Consider the following 23,215-nt stretch of genomic DNA (forward strand, 5'->3'; position numbering starts at 1 on the left):
ATCCCTCGACTGGATCGCGAATGCGGCGCGTGCCCAAGCGCACTGATGACACGCAGCCGTGAGCGGGCGCCTGCGTCAGATATCGTGATAGGCCGGCTCGAGGTCCAGCCCGACGCACCTGACAGCCTCGATCAGTCGTCCCCGGAAGACCGGCTTGCGCAGGGTGATATCCCCGATCGGTCGGCGGTGCCCGGAGAAGTCGTCCCGGGTGACATCTCCGGACAGCAGAATGACAGGGACGTCCGGGCAGGTTGTGCGGAAATCCATGAGATCCATAACGGCACTGTCCAGATCCGTCGCGGCATCGATGTCGAATACCATCAGGCTCCAGCGATCCTGCCGGACCTTGACCGTTTCGAGGAGGGCATCATGGTCGGCACATTGATGAACATCACTGCCGATCTCGGTCAGCACGCGGGCGATACTGGCGGTCTGGCCGGTGCGCCGCGCGATCAATGCGGAACGATACTGCCGTTCGCTGCTTTCGCGACGGGAATGGAAAATCCAGGTCTCAGGGAGTTCCCGCTGGCCCGGCGTCTGGTCCTGCGTGCCGCTGCCGTTCTTCTCCTCATCGGTCTGAACCATGATTCCGATCACAACGATGCTGCCGATCACGACAAGCTGTATGGCGACGGTCAAAGCCAGGCTCGCGAGCGCGGACAATCCGGCAAGGAAAAGGGCAACGAAAACGAAGATCCCGATCGGGCCGGCCGCCAGGACCCCGGCCATTGCGATCGAACTCGATCGTTCCTCGTAAGGTGTCTCCCGCCTTGGGCGGGCCGAGCTTTCGCTCTTTTTCCGGCGAAAAGCGTGTCTCATGGGTATTGACCTATGAGACAGGTCAGGAGCGGCAACAGACACTTTCCCGCGCCTGGGGCGGGCGGCAGGCTCTTGCTTCCGTTTGGGCCTCGCATGGCGAGAAATCGCCGGGACCGCAGGAAGCCAAAATCAAGAATTGAAAAAGCGATTCGGCTTCAGATTGTTATTTTGATTTTATAGGCAGATCCAAAGCTCAGAATATGCGTTATCTGAATATTCCGATTTGAGTTCGAAGAGAGGCCCGACCTAGTTGGTCAGGCGCTCTTCAAAGCTCTTGGCAAGGAAACCGGGCGTGTCGTCGCCAAGGCCAATCACCTTTTCGTCCCGGCCACCCTTGTGGTCCCGACCGCGCCGAGCGTTCTGGCGTTCGGGCACGGGCTTCGCGGGCGGCTTTGCCGCAACCGCCACCGTTTCGGCCGCTTTGGGTTCGACCACTTCGGCGGTCTTGGTCTCGGTCGTCTCGGCCGGGGGCTCTGTCTTGCGCGACCTGCTGCGGCGACGGGGCTTCTTTTCTTCGGTCTGTGTCGCGGCCTCAGGGGCCGGGGCCTCCGGAGCGGCGCCCGGTGACATCGGGGTGTCGAGACGCGGGATCTGGTTCTGGACCAGCTTCTCGATCGCGTCGAGGTTCTTCTCATCGCGGGGCACGCAGATCATGATCGTCTTGCCCTTGCGCCCGGCACGGCCCGTGCGGCCGATCCGGTGGACGTAATCCTCGGCATGGGAGGGCACGTCGAAATTGAACACGTGGCTCACCGCCGGGATATCCAGCCCGCGGGCCGCCACGTCAGAGGCGCACAGGAACCGCACGCTGCCATCGCGGAACCCGTCAAGCGTGCGCATGCGCTGGCTCTGGTCAAGGTCGCCATGAATCGGTTCGGCATTATAGCCATGCTTTTTCAGGGACTTGGCGACAACATCCACGTCAACCTTGCGGTTGCAGAAGATGATCGCGTTCTTGCATTCCTCGCCCTCGTTGTCGATCAGCGCGCGCAGCAGGTCGCGCTTTGCCTTGGCTTCGGCATCGCGGCGGCCAGCGCGGAACATGACGACACCCTGTTCGATGTTCTCGCCCGTGGTCGCGGCGCGTGCGACCTCGATCTTGGCCGGGGCCGACAGGAAGGTGTTCGTGATCCGTTCGATCTCGGGCGCCATGGTGGCCGAGAAGAACAGTGTCTGCCGGGTAAAGGGCGTCAGGCCGAAGATACGCTCGATGTCTGGGATGAACCCCATGTCGAGCATCCGGTCGGCCTCGTCCACGACCATGATCTCGATACCGGTGAGCAACAGCTTGCCCCGTTCGAAATGGTCGAGAAGGCGGCCCGGCGTCGCGATCAGAACGTCGACGCCCCGGTCGATCAGGGCATCCTGCTCCTTGAAGCTGACGCCGCCGATCAGCAGGGCCTTGGTCAGTTTCACATGCTTGGCGTAGGTGTCGAAATTCTCGGCAACCTGAGCTGCCAATTCGCGCGTCGGGCACAGAACAAGGCTGCGCGGCATCCGCGCGCGGGCGCGTCCACGGGCCAGCATGTGGATCATCGGCAGGGTGAAGCTTGCGGTCTTGCCGGTGCCCGTCTGGGCAATGCCCAGCACGTCCTTGCGTTCCAGCGCGGGCGGAATGGCGCCGGCCTGGATCGGGGTCGGGATCGTGTAGCCCGTCTCCTCGACAGCCTTGAGAACCTTGCGGTCAAGGCCAAGGTCGGCAAACGTGATCTGGGGATCGGCTTCGGCGGGGAGTTCAGTGACGTCGTCTGTCAATTCGGGTCCTTTCGTGACATATGCGGCCCATTGTTCTGGCCGCAAAGTCACGCGGCCCGCACCTGCCGGATTGCAGCTGCGTCGAATTGAATTCGCCCCTACGCGTTAATCACCCTGAGGTCAAGGTAATCAGCACCGATCAGCTGACGACGGCCGCCTGGACAAGTCGCACCGATTGCATCGTCTCGGGGTCGAGAACGGGCTCGAGCACACCTTGCACAGTGATCCGCATGCCTTCCTCGAGTTCGGACATCGGAATGTCGAGTTCGACCTGAACGGCGGTGCCATGTTCGGGATCGCCGCAGAACGGACAGAAGCCCATGTCCGAGACCAGAATGAAATCCTTGATTGCCCCGTCGTTCCAGAGCGGGACGACGAAGCCCGTCAGCGAAAAGCCCTCGACCGGGGCTTCGAGGCTTTCGGGGAATGACTTGCGGACCTCGTAGCTGGTCTCCGTCACGATCTCTTCGAGACCGATGCTCTTGAGAAGATCCCATCCCGCGTCATTGGCAATCGCCTGGCTGGCGGGGGCGGCGGCCGCGAAGAGGCCAATGGCTGTCGCGCTACGAAGTTTCTTGCTCACAAGCGTCATGAAGGTTTTCCCTGCAAATCATGGCGTTGCCCCACAAGTTGCAGCGAGTGGGGCACGAGTCAACGAAAAGGGGGCCCAGTGCCGGCGGTGGGCAGATTCCCGCCTTTTGCCTGCGCTCACTGTGGCACGGAGGTCGCGATGAACTCGCTTTGCGTTGCGGAGATTTGCCCATCGACGGTGACGTCGGTTGTCACATCGCCGGCGACATAATCGGTCGCGAGGAAGAAATCCCCGCTGAGCGTTCCATCGATGGCGAATTCGACCGTGTCTGTGTCGATCAATGTTCCGGAAAGGTCCCCGGCAAAGGACGGAGCACTCGTATCGGTCGTGTTCACGATGACGCCGCCGATGGCAAGCGTGCCCACATAAGTCTGGTTCGTCTCGTCGATCATCTGGGTGACGGATCCGGTGCCAGGACTGTCGTCGAAGAAGAGGGTCAGGTTCAGGTCGCCAAGGGTTTGCACAGATGTATCGCCTTGCGGCAGCACAACGCCGAGGACGCCGTCATAGGTGCTCGACCCCGTGGTAGGAAGGTTCGAAAGGCGCGTGCGGAACGGATCGTCAAACCAGCCAAAGGCAACACCAATAAGGTCCGCTTCATCAAAGTATTCATCATACAAGGTAGGTTCTGGGCTATTGTCTTCAGCGCCTGTCGGAGGAGCGTCGGTGGCGTCGGGGTCGGGTGGTGTGTCGACGGGAGTTATGGGGTCGCCGTCTACGGGAGCGACCTCTGCGCAGCTTGCAATCGTCAGGATCAGTGCGGAAATAACGAGCATGCGGATCACGTCCGGTCCTCCGTTGGAGCGATTCAGAAGAGGCCATTCAAAACCATCGTTCACAATCGGAGAGAAAAAGGCGACAGCGATCACTGGACCATTGGCCGAAACCTGCCGACCCGCGTCATAACGTGATCTCGGCAAGTGCCAGAGCCGCCTCGGCCCCGAAGCCGAAGGCAAGTCAGACCACGATCATCGCGAATGCGGCGGGAACTTGCATCTGCCTGGTGGTGGATGGATCGGAAAACTGCGGTCCCTAAACCTCAGTTGGATGGTCGGCCGGGCTGGTTCGTGCAAGCCTGTAAGTACCGCGTGGCTCCTTTGGTCGGTGAGTCGTGGAGCAATTTCATTGCCGCGCCAGAACCAGACAACCAGCCGAATTCGGACAAGGAGGATCTTCTTATGCGCACCCAGAAAGGTCAGATTTCAGAAACCCGTTCTGCTCTGGACAACCCGTCCTTTACCGAGAGGGGAGCCACGGCTCTTCCCGTAGGGATCAACGTCGTCATTGGCACTGCGGAGGGTGATTTCACTGACGGAACCGCGGTCCAGGACCTGATTCTTCTGCTCGCCGGCGGCGATTTCAGCTACGCCGGGGCCGGCAACGACCTCGTATTCGGTGGTGAGGGTGCCGATTATATCTGGGGCGAGGATGGAGACGATTTCATCTTTGGATCGAGTGGTGCCGACGTTCTTCACGGCGGGCTCGGCGACGATTTCATAATCGGCGGGATTGATGGGGACAGGTATTCCTTCGGCTGGCTCAGCACCACGGAAACCGGCCAGTGGGGCCACGACGTGATCGTCGACAACGGTGACGCGCCAAGTTACCTCAACGAGGATCTGATTGACATCTACGGGCTCTACGGTCCTTCCGACGACGATCTGGCGGGGGCCATGGCGCGGCTGAGCTTCGGGCGCTCGGCGGACAATATGGTGGTCTGGCTCGATGGCGGGACAAGCACGATCACGGTTGTCGACCAGTTCGCAGGAGACGAGTCACGGGTGATCGAGTATCTTGAGCTGGACGCCGCTTATTGGACCGCCCCGGCCTTTGAGATCGTCGACGGAGAACGCACCGATCTGGGCAATGACCGCGACCACGGCAGCTTTGGCAGCGAAGCCAACGAGATCATGTTTGGCACCGATCTCGGCGAGGAGATCTTTGGCGGCACCGGCTACAATTTCATCTGGACCGGTGGCGGCGCGGACGTGCTCATCTACAAGCTGGGCGACGGAGAAAGCTTCTGGCCCTACGGCGGCGGGGTCTCTTCCGACATCGTGGAGGATTTCGATATCGCCATGGACCTGTTGGATTTCAGCGAGACCAAGCTTGGCTTTGCCGATCTAACCATTTGGGAGCAGGCGGATGGCGATGCCACGGTTTCGTGGATCAGCCCGGACTACGAAGTGGCCAGCATTTTCATCGAGCTGCGCGGCGTCGACATGGTGGACGTGACCGCGGACCTGTTCATCTTCTAGATCGGATGGATCAGGCGAGCTGGAAACGGGCCATCGCAAGTCCCGCCTCGCCCCCGAAACTGTAGACAAGAAAGACCCGGCCATCATCGCGAAACAGGTGCGGGTCGCGCAAGGCCCGTTGGAATTCCATGATCTTGCCCTCTTCCGAGGGAACCGCAGGCATATCGCCGCCTTCGAAATCGGCATCGGGTGACAGGATCACGCCGTGATCCTCGATCCGCCAGTCCCGCCAATCGCCGTGAAGCCCCATTGTGCCGTAACGCAGCGCCTCGGGCGCGTCGCCGATCCGGGAAAAGACCACATGCGCCATGTCGCCCTCGACGAGGACGGCCGAATGCCGCAGCGCCTGCGGCCCGATCTGGCCCGGCGTCTCAGGGCTCAGCGGATAGACAAGCGGGCCTTGTTCGAAGGTCCGCCCACCGTCGTCCGAGCGGTAGATCCGCGCCTTGCCAAGTGCATGCACCCGCCCGCCATGATCGAAATGTCGGAAATAGAAGGTCCCGAGCCGATGCGGATCGGGCGTGAACGTCACCCCGTCGGTGCTTTCCGCGCGAAAGCTGAACTGGCCCTTCGGATCCGTCATGTCGCCATGGAAATACATCACGATCCGGCGATCTTCTTCCTCGATCCGCAGGTCGGGGGAGGCGATATGGGTCGCAACCCACGGGCATTCATCGCGATGCAGCGCACCGCCGTCGACCAAGGTCCATGGCCCGGTGACGCTGTCGGCATGGGCCAGTCGGATGTAGTGCCCCTCGTGATGCGCGAAATAGAGGTAATAGTGCCCCAGCCGCCCCTCGACCCAATCGGGCACCCGGAACAGCGTCGCCCCGTTCATGTTCTCGGTCACATGGTCGGGCAGGGGGCTGGCCCAGTCCAACGGGCCCAGCCGCCGGATCCGGGGAAGATTGCTCACACCATCATTTCCTTGGTCGCTGTCAGTGTGATGTCGGGGTAATCCCGTTCGACCCGGTCGATGTCCCATTGCAGGCGTGTCAGATAGACGGGATCGCCGTCGTGGTCATAGCTGATGTGCTGCTTGTTGGTATTTGCAAAAGCCTCGACCGCGGCCTTGTCGCCTGACACCCAGCGGGCCGAGGTGAATTGCGAGGGCGAGAAGGATACGGGAAGCCCGTATTCCAGCTCGATCCGGCTGGCCAGAACCTCGAATTGCAGTGCGCCCACGACCCCCACGATAAAGCCAGAGCCGATCATCGGCTTGAAGACCTTGGCGGCGCCTTCCTCGGCGAATTGCATCAGCGCCTTTTCCAGGTGCTTGGCCTTCATCGGGTCGCCCGCGCGCACACCCTGAAGCAGTTCCGGCGCGAAGGACGGGATGCCTGTCACGCGCAGCGCCTCGCCTTCGGTCAGCGTATCGCCGATGCGCAGCTGTCCGTGGTTCGGGATGCCGATGATGTCGCCGGCCCAGGCCTCTTCGGCCAGTTCGCGGTCGGAGGCGAGGAACAGAACCGGGTTCGTGATCGCCATGGGTTTCTTGCTGCGCACATGAGTCAGTTTCATGCCGCGCGTGAAATGGCCTGAGGCAAGCCGGACAAAGGCCACCCGGTCGCGGTGCTTGGGGTCCATATTGGCCTGAACCTTGAAGACAAAGCCCGCAACCTTGGTCTCTTCGGGGGCGATCGCGCGGGGCTGGGCGGACTGGATCTGCGGCTCGGGCCCGTAGTGGCCGATGCCGTCCATCAGTTCCTTGACCCCGAAGGAGTTGATCGCCGAGCCGAACCAGATCGGCGTCATGTGCCCTTCGAGAACGGACTGAGGATCAAGGGTGGGGAGCAGTTCGCGCGCCATCTCCACGTCTTCGCGCAGCTTGGCCAGCAGATCGGCGGGAATATGCTCTTCCATCCTCGGATCGTCGAGGCCCGCGATCTGCACTGTCTCGGCCACCTTGTTGCGATCGGCCCGGTCCATCAGTTCCAGCCGGTCGTTCAGCAGATCGTAGCAGCCCAGAAAGTCGCGGCCCATCCCGATCGGCCAGGAGGCCGGGGTCACGTCGATGGCCAGGTTTTCCTGTATCTCGTCGATGATTTCGAACGTGTCGCGGCTTTCGCGGTCCATCTTGTTGCAGAACGTCAGGATCGGCAGGTCCCGCAGGCGGCAGACCTCGAACAGCTTGCGTGTCTGGCTTTCGACACCCTTGGCCCCGTCGATCACCATAACGGCGGCATCAACGGCCGTGAGCGTCCGGTAGGTGTCTTCGGAGAAGTCCGAGTGGCCGGGCGTGTCGACCAGATTGAAGCGGAACCGCCCGAAATCGAACGACATGGCCGAGGCCGAAACCGAAATGCCGCGATCCTGTTCCATCTTCATGAAATCCGACCGCGTGCGCCGCGCCTCACCCTTGGCCCGGACCTGACCGGCAAGCTGGATCGCCCCGCCGTAAAGCAGGAACTTTTCGGTCAGCGTCGTCTTGCCTGCATCGGGATGCGAGATGATCGCAAATGTGCGCCGGCGGGCGATCTCGGAGGGGAGTGTGGGGCGGTTTGTCATGATGTTCGCTCTAGCGCGGCGTGGTGTGCAGGGCAATCGAAGCGTGATAAATCTGCAAAAATTGAGTTGTTCAAAATTCGGCAAGTATCTTTTGACAGACTTGTCGCAAGGACTGTGACAAGTTTAACCCCAAATGACCCTGATCCAGTGAGGAAAACCGCTTATGTTTCGCTACTCTGCCTTGATTATCCCGTTTGCATTGTCATCGTGCGGAATTCTCGACAATATCGCCGACGTGCAAGAGCTCGAATCTCGTGCTGAAGAACTCGAAGCGATTGTGGACAATGCGGGCGACATTGATGAGCTGCTCGCGGGGAACACGGAAAGCCTTCAAGACATCCAGCTTCTCACTGAAGACAACTTTGCCGCGAGAACCGGTACGACCACTTATGAAGGATTTGCAGGTTGGTCGATTCCGGACGGCAATCAGGAAACGGTTCTGACTGCCGATGCTGTGATTACCGCGAATTTCGACGATGAAGTTGTCACGACCGAGTTCACCCGGTGGCTCGGGGCTCGTCTTGACGCAAATGACAGCGTCTTGGGTGGGGCTTTTCAGGACTTTGACGCCCGTGGCGACATCGAGTTCACCAATGGTGAGTTCGTATTGGACGGTGGGGATATCAGCTTCGTCGGTGATATCTCGGGCGAGCTCGAATTCCAAGGCGATGATTACGGCATCGACGGATCGGTCGAGGGGTCAATTGCCAATGTTGAGGATGATGCAACCGGAGATCTGGTAGAGACGATCGCGGCCGGGGCGGTTGACGACACTGTCTTCACGATCAATGGCGAAGCGGTCGAAGGTGCCGAATTCGGCTTCGGGGGTGAGATCGTCGAATAAGCGATCTCTGATCTTCGTCGTGCAAAGATTGGCCGTCCCTCACTCGGGGCGGCCTTTTCTTGATCAATCCGACCGCGAGGCGCGGCGCAGTTTTTCGACCGCGTCGCCGCTGGCCAGCAATCTCTCGCTGACTTCGTAGTTCAGGTGGGCGCGATATTCGTGGCGGCCGCGCCGGGTGGCGTCGGGCGGCAGGGCCGGTCGGGTTCGTTGATCGATCAGCAGCGATTCCGCGGCGATGCCTTCGGCATAGATGATCTGGTGCTGGTCAAAGAGCAGCTGGTAATACTCCATGAAGCCGCCGTCTTCCTGCACGACCGAGGTGCCGTTCGTCAGGTGCCGGACCTTGACCAGAACCTCCGCCCGGCCCGCGCCAAGCCTGTCCTGTCGCTGGTAGACGAAGATCCTGTGATCGGGGCTGAGCCGCAGGTCGTTTTCGTTGTGCAGCGCACCCTTGCGGATCACGATCGGGGCGAATTCGCCCACGGCGCGCAGGGTTGTCTGGCCGATCCAGCGGATGGCCTGCGGCCCGTCATCGCGGGTCAGAACCTTGTCGCCGACCTGCAAATCCTCGATCCGGCGCTGTTCGCCCGAGGCCATGGTGATGTGCGTGCCACGGCAGAACGAGACGCAGGCCACTTCGGCGAACCGCAGGGGCGCTGCGTCGAGGTCGAAACCCACGAGGCGATATTCCGTTTCAACGGAGAGGGGGACGAGGGGAAGAAGATAAATCTCCTCGACCGCGCCATCCTCGACCTCGACGAGGATCAGGAGCTCGTATGTCGTGCTGTCGGGCGCCATCAGCGTGACGCAGCTGTCGAGGTGGACCTGCCGACCGACGCCCCCGGCCGCGCTGTCGAACGACACCGTGAAGGATCGCGGACCGTCCCCCAGAATGATCGACAGCCTCTCGCGCTGTGCCCTGCTGGCCAGCATGTAGACATCGTCCATCACCAGTTCATCGGCGAATGAGATCGGATCCCCTTCGGCCACGCCGTCGGAACATACGAAATCGCGCGCGCGATAGACCTGTAGGGATTGCGTTGTTGGCGTTTCTTGCTTCGCGTACATCTTGTTCTGGTTAACCTATGAACCACTTCCAGGAAGTTAATTGAAAACTATGGCCAAATCGGGCCGGCCGTCAGACATTGTTGCCGACCGGCGGCCCGAATGCTAGGCCATGTTTGCCGCAGGACGGGAGAACGGGATGGAACTGGGTATTTCAGGAAAACGGGCGCTGGTCTGCGCCTCTTCAAAGGGGTTGGGCCGGGGATGCGCCGAAGCGCTTGCCGATGCCGGTGTTTCGCTTGTCATGAATGCCCGGGGTGCCGAGGCGCTCGAGGCCGCCGCCGCCGAGATCAGGGCCAGATATGGCGTCGAGGTGATCACGGTCGCGGCCGACATCACGACGGATGAAGGCCGCGCCGCGGTTCTGAAGGCCGCGGGCGATGTCGACATCCTCGTGACCAATGCCGGTGGTCCGCCCCCCGGCATGTGGACGGATTGGGAGAGGGCGGATTTCATCGCGGCCCTCGACGCCAACATGCTCGCGCCGATCGCCCTGATGAAAGCGCTTGTGCCCGGGATGATGGAGCGAGGCTGGGGCCGGGTGGTCAACATCACCTCCATGTCCGTCAAGTCGCCGATCGCCGTTCTGGGCTTGTCGAATTCGGCCCGCGCCGGGCTGACCGGCTATGTCGCCGGCACCGCGCGCCAGGTCGCGCCGAGCGGTGTGGTGATCAACAACCTGCTGCCGGGGATCCATGCCACGGATCGGGCAATCAGCCTCGACAAGGGCGTCTCCGATGCCGAAGGCATCAGCATGGACGAGGCCAAGGCCCGCCGGGAAGCCACGATCCCCGCGCGGCGCTATGGCACACCCGAGGAATTCGGGGCGGCCTGCGCGTTCCTGTGTTCGCAGCATTCGGGCTTTATCATCGGGCAGAACATCCTGCTGGATGGCGGCGCCGTGAATACGGTGATGTGAGCCGGGTTGCGGGGGCGGGTCGGGATTGCTATCTGGCCTATATCCTATGATTTTTGTAAGGATCCCGTCCCGTGTCTGCTCCTCCCCGACTTGAGGTCAGAAACCTGACACGCCTGTTCGACGGCCGGAAGGTCGTCGAAGACGTGTCTCTTTCCATCGGGCAGGGGCAGGTGACCTGTCTTCTGGGGCCATCGGGCTGTGGGAAGTCGACGACTTTGCGGATGATCGCGGGCGTTGACACGCAGGATGCCGGAGAAATCCGTGTCGAAGGTCGCCCGATCTGCAACGACGAGGTCCGCGTTCCCCCCGAAGAGCGCCGGATCGGCCTGATGTTTCAGGATTTCGCGCTGTTTCCGCACCTTTCGGTCGCGGGCAACGTGGCGTTTGGGCTGAAAGGGCCCAAGGCCGCGATCCGGCAACAGGTCGAAACGCTCCTGCACAAGGTGGGCATGTCGCGCCATATCGACCGCTTCCCGCATGAATTGTCGGGCGGCGAACAGCAGCGCGTGGCGCTGGCCCGGGCGCTGGCGCCCAAGCCGTCGATCATGCTGATGGACGAGCCGTTTTCCGGCCTCGACGACCGTCTGCGTGACGAGATCCGGGACGAGACGCTGGCGGTTCTCAAGGCCGAAGGCACGGCGGTTCTGCTTGTCACCCACGAACCGGCCGAGGCCATGCGCATGGCCGACGAAATCGCGTTGATGCGGAACGGCCGCATCGTGCAGCGCGGTGCGCCTTACAATATCTACAATGCGCCTGCGGATCGTGAGGCCGCAGCATTTTTCAGCGATATCAACGTGATCCGGGGCAAAGTTAATGGTGCCCTGACCGAAACCGCCTTTGGCCAGTTCCTGGCGCCCGGCTTCGCGGACGGGACCGAGGTCGATATCGTGATCCGGCCGCAGCACCTGAAGATCGATTTCGACAGGCATGGCCGCGGCCCCAACCCGACCCCGCAGGACGGCACGCCCGCCCGCGGCGTGGTCGAACGGGCACGGTTCATGGGATCGGAAAGCCTTGTCGAGTTCCGGATGGATTTCGACGGCTCGGCGCTCAAGGCGATCGTGCCGTCGGTGTTCCTCCCCAAGCCCGGCACACCGCTCTGGCTCATGATCCGCCGGGACCGGTGTTTCGTTTTTCCGAGCCTTGGCGCGACCTGAAATCGGCGAGGGATTTTCCCTCTTCTTCGACGAAAAGCTGCGGCAGAACAACGACCTGCGAGATCGTGTCGAGCCGGATCGTGCGGAAATCGCCGTCGGTCTCGGACCATGCCGTCATCATCCACAGCCGACCCCAATATTCCAGATGGAGCGGGCGCACGATCTCTCCCGTGGCGGGGCCGTCGTCTGTCATCAGGCGCAGTTTCTGCCGCGCGCGGATCGCGGCCCGGATCGCGGCGTGGTGCTGAAAGCCCAGCGTGGCCTGCGCGAACGGATAGACCGCCGCACCCCAACCCGAAGGCGGCGCGCTGCGGTCTTCGGGCAGGATGGCGTCGATCTTGGCCGACAGGCTGCGCGCCGCGTCGCCGAGTTCCGCGTCGCCCGCCTCGTTCACGACCGCCAGCCCGAGGTGCAGCGCCTCCAGTTCGGCCATGGTCAGGTTCAGCGGAGGCAGGGTCATGTCTGCGGTCGCGCGATACCCCAGCCCACGATTGCCCTCGAGCGGGACGCCCGAGGCCATCAGCGTATCCATGTCGCGATAGATCGTGCGCAGCGACACGCCCAGACGGTCGGCGAGGTCCTGCGCCCGGTGAAGCCGGCCGTCGCGCAGGATCTGGATCAGGTCATAAAGCCGGTCGGTGCGAGGCATGATTTGTCACTATTCTGTCAACTGACAGGTTTTTGACAAAAAATGTGTCCGACTGCCAGCCCCCGGCCGAGAATTCATGCATTGGCATCTTTTCCACCCGCCGACATCAGCCTAAGACCAAGACGAAACGCAACGCCCCCGGAGGGATAGACATGCTCAACAACATCGGCCTTCCCGGCCTTCTTCTGATCGCCGTCGTGGTCCTCGTGCTGTTCGGCCGTGGCAAGATCTCGTCGCTCATGGGTGAAGTCGGCAAGGGTATCACCGCCTTCAAGAAAGGCGTCGACGATGGCAAGGCCGAGATCGAAGAGGCCGCCAATGCCCGCGACGTGACCCCCGAAGAAGAGAAGGAAAAGGACAAGGTCTGATCTGACCATTGATCCATTTCCTGAGGGGAGACTGACATGTTCGGCATGGGCTGGAGCGAACTGATCCTGATCGGTGTGATCGCGTTGATCGTGGTCGGCCCGAAGGATTTGCCGAACATGTTCCGCACGATGGGGCAGTTCACGGGCAAGGCCCGGTCGATGGCGCGGGAATTCAGCCGCGCCATGGAGGCCGCCGCCGACGATGCCGGCGTCAAGGATATCCAGAAAACGGTTCGCGCCGCCGCGAACCCGTCGTCTTTCGGCGCGGACCAGATCCGCAACGCCGCCAAGAATGTCGGAAAGCCGCCGGATCGGGGTCTGAAAACCACGGCCAAAGACACGACGCCCACCGATGACGCCAAGAAAGCGGCCGCAGACCAGAAATGGGCGGCCCGCGATGCCGAGATCGCCGAGATGGAGGCAGAGGCCGCCGCCGACGAGGTCGAGGCCGCGTCAATCCACCCGACACCGGAACCGCCCGCGCCGAAGCCTTCCGCCAAGGCCACCGGCACGACCAAGGACGAGTAATCCAAGATGAGCGACGCCTCCGATGAAATCGAGGACAGCACCGCCCCGCTGATCGAGCATCTTGCCGAATTGCGCTCGCGGTTGATCTGGTCCCTGCTGGCCTTTGTCGTGGGGATGGTGATCTGCTTCACGGTTTGGAAACCGGTCTTCGATTTCCTCAGCTCGCCGCTGTGCAATGCGCTGATCGAACGCGGGCAGGAATGTCAGACCTACCTTCTGCAATTGCAGGAGGGTTTCTTCCTCGCGATCTCGATCTCGTTGTTCGGCGGTCTGGTGCTGTCGTTTCCGATCATCAGCTACCAGATGTGGCGCTTCGTGGCGCCGGGGCTTTACCGCACGGAAAAGAATGCGTTTCTGCCCTTCCTGATCTCCTCGCCTGCGATGTTTCTGCTGGGCGGGGCTTTTGCGTTCTACATCATCACGCCGCTGGCCTTTAACTTCTTCCTCGGGTTTCAGCAGGCGGGCGCCCTGGGCGAAGGCCCGACCACCGACACGACCACGGCGGGGATCGCCTTTCAGGGCTCCGCACAGGGTTACGTCCTTCTGACGATCAAGTTCATCGTGGCCTTTGGCCTGTGTTTCCAGCTGCCCGTGCTTCTGACCCTGATGGGCAAGGCGGGGCTGGTCAGTGCCGAAGGTCTGGGCCGGGTCCGCAAATACGCGATGGTGGGCATCCTCGTAGTTGCAGCTCTTGCCACGCCGCCCGATGTCGTCAGCCAGGTGATCCTCTTTACCGTGGTCTATGGTCTTTACGAGGTATCGATCATTCTCGTCCGTCGGGTGGAACGTCAGCGCGAAGCCAAGCTGCGGGCCGAAGGCCTGTGGTTCGAGGATGACGAGGAAGAGGCCGACATTGCCGAGGCGGCGGCCGCCGACGATGATGCGACCGACGTGAAGGACCGCTCCTGATGAAGAAATCCGAGTCTCTCGCGCGGATCGCGCGCGCGCTGGAGCGGATCGCCCCGGTGCCGGCGGAGGCCCCCGATTTCGACGCCGCCACCGCCTTTGTCTGGCATGCCGATCCCGACAAGCTTGTTCCCGTCGCGCATGTCAGTCGCGTCGATGTCGACCTGCTGCTGGGGATCGGCCGGGCCCGCGACACCCTGATGGAGAATTCGCTTCAATTCGCGAAGGGTCTGCCCGCCAACAACGCCTTGTTGTGGGGTGCGCGCGGGATGGGGAAATCAAGCCTCGTCAAGGCTGTGCATGGCGCGTTGAGCGCCGAGTTTCCCGGGCTAAAGATCGTCGAGATCCAGCGCGAGGACCTGCCGACGATCGGACGCTGCCTTGCGCTTCTGCGCGAGGCGCCCCAGTCACGGTTCATCCTGTTCTGCGATGACCTGTCGTTCAGCCACGACGACGCGCATTACAAATCGCTCAAGGCGGTTCTGGATGGCGGGATCGAGGGGCGGCCGGATAACGTGGTGCTTTATGCCACGTCGAACCGCCGTCATCTTATGCCCCGCGACATGATCGAGAACGAACGATCAAGCGCGATCAATCCCTCCGAGGCCGTCGAGGAAAAGGTTTCATTGTCCGACCGCTTCGGCCTGTGGCTGGGCTTCCATCCCTGCGATCAGGATGAATACCTCGCGATGATCCGGGGCTATTGCGATGCCTATGGCGTCGAGATCGACGACGAGACTCTCCGCGCCGAGGCCATCGAATGGCAGGCCACACGCGGGAGCCGCTCGGGCCGGGTCGCATGGCAATACTTCACTGATCTGGCGGGCCGACGGGGCGTGTCCCTGTCGTAGGGCAGGACCTGTCCCGCCGCGCTCAGGGCAGGAAATTCGACGGATCGACGCTGTCGGTGCCCTGACGAACCTCGAAATGCAGAAAGCTCGGGTCGCCGGCAAGAACCGACCCGATCACCGTTCCCTGACTGACCTGCTGGTTTCGCTCGACCTGCAGGGCGTCGACATGGGTATAGACCGTCAGGAGGTTGTCGGGATGGCGGATCACGACGATCTGGATCCCGGCGGTATCGGTGGTGATCGCGGCGACGGTTCCGGCGGCGGCGGCCCTGACCGGGGTTCCCGCAGCCACGCCGATGTCGATCCCCTCGTTCCGACCCCGCGCATAATCGCGGATGATGGTGCCCGTGACCGGATAGATCATCGGCGCATCGCTGGGCGCGGCCTGTGATTGTTCGCTGCCCAGATCGGGGGCCTCGCTGGCGACCTCGTCGTCATTGGCCCCGGCCTGTGCCACGGGTTCGGGGTTCTCGTCAGGCAGCGGTGCGGCTGCACTTGGCGGCACCGGCGTCGCGCTGCCCTCGCCGGGAAGGGCGGCATCCGATGTTGCGGGGGGGGGCGCGGCGCCGGGGACCGGGATCAGAAGGAACTGGCCCTCGCGGATCGACAGATCGGAACCCAGCCCGTTCCATTCCGCGATGGCGCCCACATCGGTTCCATAGACCCGCGCGATGGAATAGATCGTCTCGCCTCGGATGACCTGGTGGCGGATCGGTTCAACCCCGGTCTGCGGCTCGGGTGTCGAGGGCTGGGCTGCGGGTTGCACCGTGGGTTCGGTCGTCACGTCGCCGGCCCGGTCGATCGCATCCGAGGCGATCGTTGTGACATCGACTTCGGACGGCGGCTGGATCGGGCCCGATACACTTGCACCCGTGGCTGGTGAAGGCTCTGCCACCCGAACGGGCAGGGCAATGATCTCGTCGCGGCGCAGCGTGACGTCGGGGTCGATCCCGTTGTAACGGGCCAGCTGATCGGCATCCAAACCAAGGCGCGCCGCGATGGTGCGCACCGTGTCGCCGCGCCGGGCCACGACAACCTGATAATTGGGATAGGAAATCACGCCGCGATTGTCAGGCGCAGGTCGTGTCGGGGTCGCGGCCAGCGCCGCTGTGGTGTCGAACCCCGACGTCAGATCCCGAAGATCGAGGTCGAACGGTTCATCTGAACAGGCGGCAAGCAGGGCGGCCGAACAGGCAAGAAGGGTTCCGCGCCGAATGGCCGGACCGAACGAGTAAAAGGGTCGCTGCATCATATCCTCAATCGCCTCTGACCTCTTGAGCGGGTCCTTGCGCTATATGTGTCGTCGCTTTGCCACCGGCCGCTCAATCCCGACCGAGCCCCTCCATCAGGGGCACGAACCGCACCGTCCGAAGTTCTTCGTAATCGAACCCGTCCTCGGACCGGCGCACCCTGATCAGGCTTTGCACCGTATCAGACTGCCCCACCGGCAAGACCATGATACCCCCGATCCGCAGCTGGGCCAAGAGGGGGCCGGGCGGGTCCTCGGCGGCCGCCGTGACGATGATCCTGTCGAACGGCGCCTGTTCGGGCAGACCATGGCTGCCATCGGCGGTAAAGGCGGTGATATTGGTCAGGCTCAGTTCGTCAAAGATCCGTCGGGCCCCGTCGACCAGCCTGCGATACCGCTCGACCGTATAGACCCGGCGCGCCAGCAGGCTCAGGATCGCGGCCTGGTAGCCGGAGCCTGTGCCCACCTCGAGAACCTTGTGCCGTTCCTCCACCTCGAGCGCCTGCGTCATCAGGCCCACGACCGAGGGTTGCGAGATCGTCTGGCCGCAGGCGATGGGCAGGGGCATGTCCTCGTAGGCGCGTCCGGCAAAGACGCTGCCGCTGATAAAGCGGGCGCGGTCGATCTTTTCCATCGCCCGAAGCGTGCGGGCATCCGTCACGCCGCGCGACCGAAGCGCGAATAGGAACTGCATCTTGGCTTCGGCGTCGAAACTCACGCAAAGCTCCCTTCGAGGGACGCCAGCGCATCATGCGCGGTCAGATCGGCCCGCATCGGCGTGATCGAGATCCGACCCTCGAGGTTGGCTGTCACATCGGTATCGGGGCCTGTCGCCTCGTCCTGTTTGCCGCCGCGGATCCAGTGAAACCTGCGCCCGTTCGGCGCGACCGAGGGTTCGGCGACAAAGCGCGATGTGGGGCGGAAGCCTTGCGCGACCACGGCCATGCCAGTCACTTCGTCGGCGGGCACGGGCGGAAAATTCACGTTGTAGAACAGCCGGTAAGGAGCGTGGCTGCCCTCGTCTGCCGCGAGAATGCGGTTGATCACCTCTGCACCGTGCGCTGCCGCGGCCTCGAACGGCTGATCGAGGCCTACGTTCCGGGGTCCATAGAATTGCGACAGCGCGATCGCGGGGATGCCCTGCAACGCGGCCTCCATCGCGGCGCCGATCGTGCCGGAATACAGCGTGTTCTGGCCTGCGTTGTTACCGCGATTGACACCCGACAGGACAAGGTCAGGGGGGCCGTCCTTCATCACGTCATGCAAGCCCACGAGCACGCAATCGGCGGGGCTGCCCTCTAGCGCGAAGCGCCGTGGGCCCAGCTCTGCCATCATTGTGGGGCGCGAATAGCTGATGCAATGACCGACGCCCGATTGCTCGAACGCGGGGGCAACGGTCCAGACCTCGCCATCCCTGCCGGCGATGGTATCCGCGATCTCGGACAGGATCCGCAGGCCGGGGGCGTTGATCCCGTCGTCATTGGTGATGAGTATGCGCATGACGCCCCCCCCGGTAATCCCGGCCCGTGTCTCGGCCCTTGGGACCTGATTACGGGAGCGGGCAGGGGCGGGCAAGCGCCCGCCGGTCAATCCGCAAGGATCGCAGGGCAGAGCGTTGCGGCCGCGTCGTGAATATCCGTCAATGCGTCTCGATTTTCGCCCGGAAAGAACCGCGCGCGCACGGCTGTTGGCATCGGCGGCGGGCTCAGTATCTCGATCCTTGGGCCGGTGCGGCGGCTTTCGGCCTGCCAACTGCGGGCCAGAGCGATCTGCGCGGCCTTCGTTGCGCCGTAATGGCCAAAGAATTTCTCGCCGGCGCGATCATCATCCAGAAACACCGCGCAACCCGTCTCGCCCAGAAGCGGCTGGACATAGCTGATCAGGCGCTGCGTGGCCTTGATGTTGACCGCGACGGATTTGTCGAAATCCTTGTCCGACAGATGCGGTGCGGGCGCGAGGGGGCCGGCGTGGATGGCGGTATGGATCCAGATATCGAGCCTCCCCCAGCGGTCATGGATGCCGCGGCACAGCTGCTGCATTGCCTCGGGCACGGTGATATCCATCGGCGCAAGCGTCGCCTGTCCGCCCTTGGCGCGGATCCGGTCATCCAGTTCTTCGAGCCCGCCCACGGTGCGGGCCACGGCCACTATATGGGCATGGGGCGCCAGCGCTTCGGCCAGCGCGGCGCCCAGCCCGCGGGAGGCGCCGGTGATCAGGGCTGTCTTCATGAATTGGCCTTCGTTGCGTTATGGGAAATGCGCAGTTCGGCCCGCGCGGCCTCGAGATCGCCTTCGGCCCCGATCCACTGGGCCAGCCGGTCGAAATCCGTCTCCATCGTTTCCAGCGCCATGGACATGACATGGGTCTTGTCGCGCAGGAACAGCTCGATGTTGCTGGTGACGTTGTCAACGTAATCGCGGCAGAACTCCATCACCGGCACCCCGCGCGACCGATAGCGCGACCGCGACAGGATATCGGTGCGGTAGGCCTTGAGGATGCCCTGATGGGCGCGTGCCGCAAAGCTCGCCGCCACCGCCTCGGGGTCCCGGGTCAGGTGCACATAGGCCGCCCGGTCGCCCCAGGCCCGGTCAAGCCGCCCCAGAAGCCAGGCCAGCCGGTTGTCGATCTCGATCCGGTTCGGGCCGAAATCGAACCGCTCCGGTCCCGTCAGGTGGGTCCGGGTTTCGTGGCCCGCGCTGAAATTCGTGAAATGCGCGCAGGCCTTGGACAGGGTCATCGACCCGCAGCGCCCGGTGCACAGGACGATCACGGTCGAGGGCAGCTTCATGCCGCGATCTCCACAAGGCGCAGCGCAACGATCTGTCCGACAAGCGCTGATGGCAGGCGGGTGTCTGGGGCGAAAAGGACGCCGCTCTTCGAATGCTTCAGGCCCAGCGACTCCAGTTCCGCGGCCAGTTGAGGGATGATTGTTCCGGAATGCGGATACAGCCCGCAATGCGCCTTGAAGGCGGCGTAGCCCGCGACCATCTTCCCGCGCCGGAGCCCGGGCATCCCGTAGGACATGACGTCCTGCGCATCGGGGACATGGCGCCTCAGCTCTGCCCTGAGATCAAGCAGGCAGCGCCGCTTTTCCTCCGAAAGGCCCGAGAGATAATCGTCGACTGCGTCACAATCCGTCATGGCCGCTGCCTATGCCGCGAAATCGCATCCGGCACAAGCGGCGGGCCTATTCGGCGGCCTTCATGACAAAGCCCTGCTCGATCATGTCGGCCGGTCGCACGGGATAGTCGCCCGAGAAACAGGCATCGCAATATTGCGGCTGTGCGGCATTGCGGCCACCGGCCTCGCCCACGGCGCGGTAGAGCCCGTCGAGTGAGATGAACTTCAGACTGTCGACGCCCAGATGCTCGCGCATCTCGTCTTCGCTCATGGTCGCGGCCAGAAGTTTTTCGCGCTGCGGCGTATCGACCCCATAGAAACAGGGCCATGCCGTCGGCGGGGATGCGATGCGGAAATGCACCTCGGCCGCGCCTGCATCGAGGATCATGTCCTTGATCTTCTGGCTGGTCGTGCCACGCACCACGCTGTCATCGACGAGGATCACCCGTTTGCCCCGGATCAGGGCACGGTTGACGTTCAGCTTGAGCCGCACACCCATGTTGCGGATCTGCTCGGTCGGTTCGATGAAGGTCCGGCCCATGTACTGGTTGCGGATGATCCCCATGGCGTAAGGAATGCCCGAGGCAAGGCTGTATCCGATCGCGGCCGGCGTGCCGCTGTCGGGCACCGGGCAGACCAGATCGGCCTCGACCGGGCTTTCCTTGGCCAGTTCCCGGCCGATCGCCTCGCGGGTTTCATAGACCGACCGCCCGCCGACGCTGCTGTCGGGGCGCGAGAAATAGACATGTTCGAAGATGCAGAACCGCGGTTTGGCCCGGCGGAACGGAAAATGGCTTTCGACGCCCTCTTCGGTGCAGACGACCATCTCTCCGGGTTCGACTTCGCGGACCAGCTCGGCCCCGATGATGTCGAGTGCGCAGCTTTCGGAGGCCAGAACCCAGCCATCGCCGATCTGGCCCAGAACAAGGGGCCGCACGCCCAGCGGATCGCGGCAGCCGATCAGCTTTTGCCGTGTCATCGCGACGATCGAGAACGCACCCTCGACCTTGCGCAGCGCATCTTCCATTCGGTCGGGGATCGTTCGGCCCATGGACCGGGCCATCAGGTGAATGATGCATTCGGTGTCCGACGAGGACTGGAAGATCGAGCCACGCTCAATCAGTTCGCGCCGCAGTTCGAGCGCATTGGTGATGTTGCCGTTATGGGCAACAGCCGCGCCGCCCATCGAGAACTCGCCGAAAAAGGGCTGCACGTCGCGAATCGCGGTCTGGCCCTTCGATCCGGCGGTCGAATAACGCACATGCCCGATGCCGATGGGGCCGGGCAGGCTGTCGATCATCTCGGTCGAGGTGAAATTGTCCCGAACAAGCCCCATGCGGCGGGCCTGGTGAAATCCGGTGTCGGGATCGTGCGTGACGATACCGCCGGCTTCCTGGCCGCGATGTTGCAGGGCGTGCAGGCCGAGGGCCACGAGGCTGGATGCGGTTCCGACGCCGACGACGCCAAAGACTCCGCATTCCTCCCTCAGTTTGTCATCGTCGAATGGGTGGGCGGGAGGCATGTCATTCGTCACGGCGGGGCAGCTCCGAATCCGGTGTGACAGTTCTGTGACGTCATAACGGGATGCAGCGCCGCTGTCATCCCGCCGTTTCGGTCAATTACCCAGCATCGGGCGAACCGCAATCGCCGACCAGCTGTTCATACTGGGTGGTGATCCAGCCGAGCGCGGCTTCGGGGTTCTGTTCTTCAAGCTGGTCGGTAAAGCGCGAGAAGACGGCGGCGGAGCGGCTGTCCTCGACCATCTGCACCGATTGCGCGGTCAGGACGGTGTCATAGACAAAGAAGGCGACCGCGACCAAGAGGATCCCCCGGAACACCCCGAACAGGAAGCCAAGGCCCTGATCGACCCCGCCAAGCGCCGATCGCTGGACGATCGACGAAAACAGCGGGGTGAAGACGGAAAAGACCACCAGCGTGACGGCGAACACGGCCGCAAAGGCCGCGATGATCGACAATTCGCAGCTGTCTCCGATGAAATCGCCCAGAACAGGGATCTGGCGCACAAGCGGCTGAACCTGATCGGCGAAGATGAAGGCAAGGATCGTCGCGCCGATCCAACCCGCGATTGCAAGCGCCTCACGCACGAGACCGCGGCTATAGGCCAATAGGGCCGAGAGCACGATCACGGCCGCAACGACGCCGTCGATAATGGTAAAACCTTCCATGGGCCTCGACTCTTGTCCCCGTCATCCGGATTCGGGTGTTATCCCGAAGACCGTTTCGATCACTCCTGCCAGATCCTGCATGTTCTGCAGCTCCAGCCCCACCTCCTGATCCGGATCCGCGCGACGTTTCGCGCGCGCGGGCAGGATCGCGGAGGAGAAACCAAGTTTTTGCGCCTCTTTCAACCGGTTTTCGGTCTGGCTGACCGGACGCACCGCACCTGATAGGCTGATCTCGCCGAAAATGACACAGGTTTCGGACAACGTCGTATCTTCGCGCGCGGAAACAAGTGCGCAGGCCACGGCAAGGTCGGCGGCAGGTTCGGTGATCCGCAATCCGCCCGCCACGTTGAGATAGACATCGAGCCCGGCGAAGGTGATCCCGCAGCGCGCCTCGAGCACGGCTAGGATCATCGCCAGCCGGCTGCCATCCCACCCGACGACCGAGCGGCGCGCCTGACCCTGAGGGGCAGGGGCGACAAGCGCCTGTATCTCGCACAAGAGCGGCCGGGTGCCTTCGATCCCGGCAAAGACGACCGATCCCGGGGCAGGGGCGCTGCGTTCGCTCAGGAACAGGGCCGAGGGGTTCCTGACCTCAGCCAGCCCCTTGCCCGTCATCTCGAAGACGCCGATCTCGTCGGCGGGGCCAAAGCGGTTCTTCACGGCGCGCAGAATACGGAACTGTTGGCCGCGTTCGCCTTCGAAATAGAGAACGCAATCGACCATGTGTTCAACGACACGCGGCCCGGCAATGGCGCCTTCCTTGGTCACATGCCCCACGAGGACGACGGCCATGTTGCGGGCCTTGGCAAAGGTCGTCAGCTCATGCGCCGCAGCCCGGACCTGACTGACGGAGCCCGGCGCGCTGTCGACGGTGTCGGCCCACATCGTCTGGATCGAATCGATGATCGCGAGGTCGGGTTTTTCCTCCTCGAGCGTCGTGAGGATGTCGCGCAGGTTGGTTTCGGCCGCCAGTTTGACGGGGCTTTGTTCCAGCCCGAGCCTGCGTGCCCGCATCTGGACCTGTGCCGAGGATTCCTCGCCCGTGACATAGATCACCTTGAGCCCGTTGCGGGCGAATCGTGCCGCCGCCTGAAGCAGGAGCGTCGATTTCCCGATCCCCGGATCGCCGCCCAGCAGGATCGCAGAGGCCGCAACAAGGCCACCGCCCAGCACACGGTCCAGTTCCGCTACGCCCGCCTCGGTGCGGGGCGGGGCGTCCTCTTGCGTGGCAAGGTCGGTCAGCGGCACGGTCCGGCCGCGTTTTCCGCCCAGCGTCTTGGATTTCGGCCCCTGAGACAGGGGCTTGTCCTCGACGATGGAATTCCACGCGCCGCAGGCATCGCATTTGCCGGTCCATTTCGAATGGGCCGCGCCGCATTCGGTGCAGTGAAAACTCAGGTCCTTTGCCATGGCCCTTTCATGCCCCGCGGCGCGGGAA

Annotated in this window: 25 protein-coding genes; 8 read left to right on the forward strand and 17 right to left on the reverse strand. The window is 63.0% G+C overall.

The features are described 5' to 3' along the window. Positions 1–75: 75 nt before the first annotated feature. The 4 genes from EP376_RS02230 to EP376_RS02245 form a co-directional block, all read right to left on the reverse strand. Positions 76–729, reverse strand: coding sequence for a DNA-binding transcriptional response regulator (locus EP376_RS02230; RefSeq protein ID WP_127653903.1), 654 nt, complete (start codon positions 727–729; stop codon positions 76–78). A 336-nt stretch (positions 730–1,065) separates the two neighbouring features. Continuing rightward, the gene (locus tag EP376_RS02235) at positions 1,066–2,574 is read right to left on the reverse strand and encodes a DEAD/DEAH box helicase (protein ID WP_238928552.1); all 1,509 of its coding nucleotides are present in this window, start codon (positions 2,572–2,574) and stop codon (positions 1,066–1,068) included. A 139-nt stretch (positions 2,575–2,713) separates the two neighbouring features. Further along, the gene (locus EP376_RS02240; protein WP_127653904.1) at positions 2,714–3,166 is read right to left on the reverse strand and encodes a hypothetical protein; all 453 of its coding nucleotides are present in this window, start codon (positions 3,164–3,166) and stop codon (positions 2,714–2,716) included. Positions 3,167–3,282: 116 nt separating this feature from the next. Further along, a complete protein-coding gene (locus EP376_RS02245; protein ID WP_127653905.1) occupies positions 3,283–3,951 on the reverse strand; it encodes a hypothetical protein in 669 nt (222 codons plus the stop codon). 192 nt (positions 3,952–4,143) lie between these two features. Between EP376_RS02245 and EP376_RS02250 the strand changes: the two genes are divergently transcribed. Next, positions 4,144–5,424 carry a calcium-binding protein gene (locus EP376_RS02250; protein WP_127653906.1) on the forward strand — a complete coding sequence of 427 codons (1,281 nt, stop codon included), beginning with the start codon at positions 4,144–4,146 and terminating at the stop codon, positions 5,422–5,424. A gap of 10 nt (positions 5,425–5,434) precedes the next feature. Here EP376_RS02250 and EP376_RS02255 read toward each other — a convergent pair whose 3' ends face one another. Together EP376_RS02255 and EP376_RS02260 are read right to left on the reverse strand one after the other, a co-directional pair. Continuing rightward, entirely contained in the window at positions 5,435–6,340 is a 906-nt protein-coding gene (locus tag EP376_RS02255; protein WP_127653907.1) for a glycoside hydrolase family protein, read from the reverse strand. Beyond that, positions 6,337–7,932 (reverse strand): peptide chain release factor 3, encoded by a 1,596-nt coding sequence (locus EP376_RS02260; RefSeq protein WP_127653908.1) that lies wholly within the window; start codon positions 7,930–7,932, stop codon positions 6,337–6,339. The genes EP376_RS02255 and EP376_RS02260 overlap by 4 nt, the downstream gene beginning before the upstream one ends. Positions 7,933–8,095: 163 nt before the next feature. Here EP376_RS02260 and EP376_RS02265 point away from each other — a divergent pair, with 163 nt between their 5' ends. Further along, positions 8,096–8,776 carry a hypothetical protein gene (locus EP376_RS02265; RefSeq protein WP_127653909.1) on the forward strand — a complete coding sequence of 227 codons (681 nt, stop codon included), beginning with the start codon at positions 8,096–8,098 and terminating at the stop codon, positions 8,774–8,776. Positions 8,777–8,839: 63 nt separating this feature from the next. Here the strand turns inward: EP376_RS02265 and EP376_RS02270 are convergent, their stop codons facing one another. Beyond that, entirely contained in the window at positions 8,840–9,844 is a 1,005-nt protein-coding gene (locus EP376_RS02270) for a Hint domain-containing protein (RefSeq protein ID WP_127653910.1), read from the reverse strand. Between the two features lie 136 nt (positions 9,845–9,980). On the opposite strand from EP376_RS02270, the gene EP376_RS02275 reads away from it, so the two are divergent. Next, complete coding sequence (locus EP376_RS02275; protein ID WP_127653911.1) at positions 9,981–10,760, forward strand: SDR family oxidoreductase; 780 nt, start codon at positions 9,981–9,983, stop codon at positions 10,758–10,760. 71 nt (positions 10,761–10,831) lie between these two features. Further along, entirely contained in the window at positions 10,832–11,920 is a 1,089-nt protein-coding gene (locus EP376_RS02280; RefSeq protein ID WP_127653912.1) for an ABC transporter ATP-binding protein, read from the forward strand. On the opposite strand, the gene EP376_RS02285 is transcribed toward EP376_RS02280, so the two are convergent. Continuing rightward, positions 11,868–12,569, reverse strand: a complete 702-nt coding sequence (locus tag EP376_RS02285) for a helix-turn-helix transcriptional regulator (protein ID WP_127653913.1) — start codon at positions 12,567–12,569, stop codon at positions 11,868–11,870. The genes EP376_RS02280 and EP376_RS02285 overlap by 53 nt on opposite strands. A 152-nt stretch (positions 12,570–12,721) precedes the next feature. Here EP376_RS02285 and EP376_RS02290 point away from each other — a divergent pair, with 152 nt between their 5' ends. From EP376_RS02290 to EP376_RS02305, 4 genes are read left to right on the forward strand one after another with little or no spacing between them, the layout of a single operon-like run. Then, on the forward strand, positions 12,722–12,937 hold the full coding sequence (locus tag EP376_RS02290; RefSeq protein ID WP_127653914.1) for a twin-arginine translocase TatA/TatE family subunit: 216 nt from the start codon (positions 12,722–12,724) through the stop codon (positions 12,935–12,937). A 36-nt stretch (positions 12,938–12,973) separates the two neighbouring features. Next, a complete protein-coding gene (tatB, locus tag EP376_RS02295; RefSeq protein WP_127653915.1) occupies positions 12,974–13,465 on the forward strand; it encodes a Sec-independent protein translocase protein TatB in 492 nt (163 codons plus the stop codon). Between the two features lie 6 nt (positions 13,466–13,471). Beyond that, entirely contained in the window at positions 13,472–14,374 is a 903-nt protein-coding gene (gene tatC / locus EP376_RS02300) for a twin-arginine translocase subunit TatC (RefSeq protein ID WP_127653916.1), read from the forward strand. Then, positions 14,374–15,222: an ATP-binding protein gene (locus EP376_RS02305; RefSeq protein WP_127653917.1), complete on the forward strand. Its 849-nt coding sequence runs from the start codon at positions 14,374–14,376 to the stop codon at positions 15,220–15,222. The genes tatC and EP376_RS02305 overlap by 1 nt, the downstream gene beginning before the upstream one ends. A 22-nt stretch (positions 15,223–15,244) precedes the next feature. Here the strand turns inward: EP376_RS02305 and EP376_RS02310 are convergent, their stop codons facing one another. From EP376_RS02310 to radA, 9 genes are all read right to left on the reverse strand, one after another. Next, on the reverse strand, positions 15,245–16,471 hold the full coding sequence (locus tag EP376_RS02310) for a peptidoglycan DD-metalloendopeptidase family protein (RefSeq protein ID WP_238928554.1): 1,227 nt from the start codon (positions 16,469–16,471) through the stop codon (positions 15,245–15,247). Between the two features lie 73 nt (positions 16,472–16,544). After that, a complete protein-coding gene (locus EP376_RS02315) occupies positions 16,545–17,189 on the reverse strand; it encodes a protein-L-isoaspartate(D-aspartate) O-methyltransferase (RefSeq protein WP_240652425.1) in 645 nt (214 codons plus the stop codon). Further along, on the reverse strand, positions 17,186–17,971 hold the full coding sequence (gene surE / locus EP376_RS02320; RefSeq protein WP_127653919.1) for a 5'/3'-nucleotidase SurE: 786 nt from the start codon (positions 17,969–17,971) through the stop codon (positions 17,186–17,188). The genes EP376_RS02315 and surE overlap by 4 nt, the downstream gene beginning before the upstream one ends. Before the next feature lie 86 nt (positions 17,972–18,057). Beyond that, positions 18,058–18,699 (reverse strand): SDR family NAD(P)-dependent oxidoreductase, encoded by a 642-nt coding sequence (locus tag EP376_RS02325; RefSeq protein ID WP_127653920.1) that lies wholly within the window; start codon positions 18,697–18,699, stop codon positions 18,058–18,060. After that, on the reverse strand, positions 18,696–19,259 hold the full coding sequence (locus tag EP376_RS02330) for a hypothetical protein (RefSeq protein ID WP_127653921.1): 564 nt from the start codon (positions 19,257–19,259) through the stop codon (positions 18,696–18,698). The genes EP376_RS02325 and EP376_RS02330 overlap by 4 nt, the downstream gene beginning before the upstream one ends. Further along, positions 19,256–19,612, reverse strand: coding sequence for an iron chaperone (locus tag EP376_RS02335; RefSeq protein ID WP_127653922.1), 357 nt, complete (start codon positions 19,610–19,612; stop codon positions 19,256–19,258). The genes EP376_RS02330 and EP376_RS02335 overlap by 4 nt, the downstream gene beginning before the upstream one ends. Positions 19,613–19,658: 46 nt before the next feature. After that, positions 19,659–21,113, reverse strand: a complete 1,455-nt coding sequence (purF, locus tag EP376_RS02340; RefSeq protein ID WP_127653923.1) for an amidophosphoribosyltransferase — start codon at positions 21,111–21,113, stop codon at positions 19,659–19,661. Between the two features lie 97 nt (positions 21,114–21,210). Further along, complete coding sequence (locus tag EP376_RS02345; RefSeq protein WP_127653924.1) at positions 21,211–21,777, reverse strand: CvpA family protein; 567 nt, start codon at positions 21,775–21,777, stop codon at positions 21,211–21,213. Between the two features lie 21 nt (positions 21,778–21,798). Continuing rightward, positions 21,799–23,187 carry a DNA repair protein RadA gene (radA, locus tag EP376_RS02350; protein WP_127653925.1) on the reverse strand — a complete coding sequence of 463 codons (1,389 nt, stop codon included), beginning with the start codon at positions 23,185–23,187 and terminating at the stop codon, positions 21,799–21,801. Between the last annotated feature and the right edge of the window lie 28 nt (positions 23,188–23,215).

It is taken from the genome of Alexandriicola marinus (genome assembly GCF_004000435.1).
Lineage (GTDB): Bacteria > Pseudomonadota > Alphaproteobacteria > Rhodobacterales > Rhodobacteraceae > Alexandriicola > Alexandriicola marinus.

Coding starts and splice junctions, on each gene's coding strand:
- EP376_RS02230 (WP_127653903.1), bottom strand. CDS start 729: ATGGCCGGGGTCCTGGCGGCCGGCCCGATCGGGATCTTCGTTTTCGTT.
- EP376_RS02240 (WP_127653904.1), bottom strand. CDS start 3,166: ATGACGCTTGTGAGCAAGAAACTTCGTAGCGCGACAGCCATTGGCCTC.
- EP376_RS02250 (WP_127653906.1), top strand. CDS start 4,144: ATGCGGCGGGAACTTGCATCTGCCTGGTGGTGGATGGATCGGAAAACT.
- EP376_RS02260 (WP_127653908.1), bottom strand. CDS start 7,932: ATGACAAACCGCCCCACACTCCCCTCCGAGATCGCCCGCCGGCGCACA.
- EP376_RS02265 (WP_127653909.1), top strand. CDS start 8,096: ATGTTTCGCTACTCTGCCTTGATTATCCCGTTTGCATTGTCATCGTGC.
- EP376_RS02270 (WP_127653910.1), bottom strand. CDS start 9,844: ATGTACGCGAAGCAAGAAACGCCAACAACGCAATCCCTACAGGTCTAT.
- EP376_RS02275 (WP_127653911.1), top strand. CDS start 9,981: ATGGAACTGGGTATTTCAGGAAAACGGGCGCTGGTCTGCGCCTCTTCA.
- EP376_RS02285 (WP_127653913.1), bottom strand. CDS start 12,569: ATGCCTCGCACCGACCGGCTTTATGACCTGATCCAGATCCTGCGCGAC.
- EP376_RS02290 (WP_127653914.1), top strand. CDS start 12,722: ATGCTCAACAACATCGGCCTTCCCGGCCTTCTTCTGATCGCCGTCGTG.
- tatB (WP_127653915.1), top strand. CDS start 12,974: ATGTTCGGCATGGGCTGGAGCGAACTGATCCTGATCGGTGTGATCGCG.
- tatC (WP_127653916.1), top strand. CDS start 13,472: ATGAGCGACGCCTCCGATGAAATCGAGGACAGCACCGCCCCGCTGATC.
- EP376_RS02305 (WP_127653917.1), top strand. CDS start 14,374: ATGAAGAAATCCGAGTCTCTCGCGCGGATCGCGCGCGCGCTGGAGCGG.
- EP376_RS02310 (WP_238928554.1), bottom strand. CDS start 16,471: ATGCAGCGACCCTTTTACTCGTTCGGTCCGGCCATTCGGCGCGGAACC.
- surE (WP_127653919.1), bottom strand. CDS start 17,971: ATGCGCATACTCATCACCAATGACGACGGGATCAACGCCCCCGGCCTG.
- EP376_RS02325 (WP_127653920.1), bottom strand. CDS start 18,699: ATGAAGACAGCCCTGATCACCGGCGCCTCCCGCGGGCTGGGCGCCGCG.
- EP376_RS02330 (WP_127653921.1), bottom strand. CDS start 19,259: ATGAAGCTGCCCTCGACCGTGATCGTCCTGTGCACCGGGCGCTGCGGG.
- EP376_RS02335 (WP_127653922.1), bottom strand. CDS start 19,612: ATGACGGATTGTGACGCAGTCGACGATTATCTCTCGGGCCTTTCGGAG.
- purF (WP_127653923.1), bottom strand. CDS start 21,113: ATGCCTCCCGCCCACCCATTCGACGATGACAAACTGAGGGAGGAATGC.
- EP376_RS02345 (WP_127653924.1), bottom strand. CDS start 21,777: ATGGAAGGTTTTACCATTATCGACGGCGTCGTTGCGGCCGTGATCGTG.
- radA (WP_127653925.1), bottom strand. CDS start 23,187: ATGGCAAAGGACCTGAGTTTTCACTGCACCGAATGCGGCGCGGCCCAT.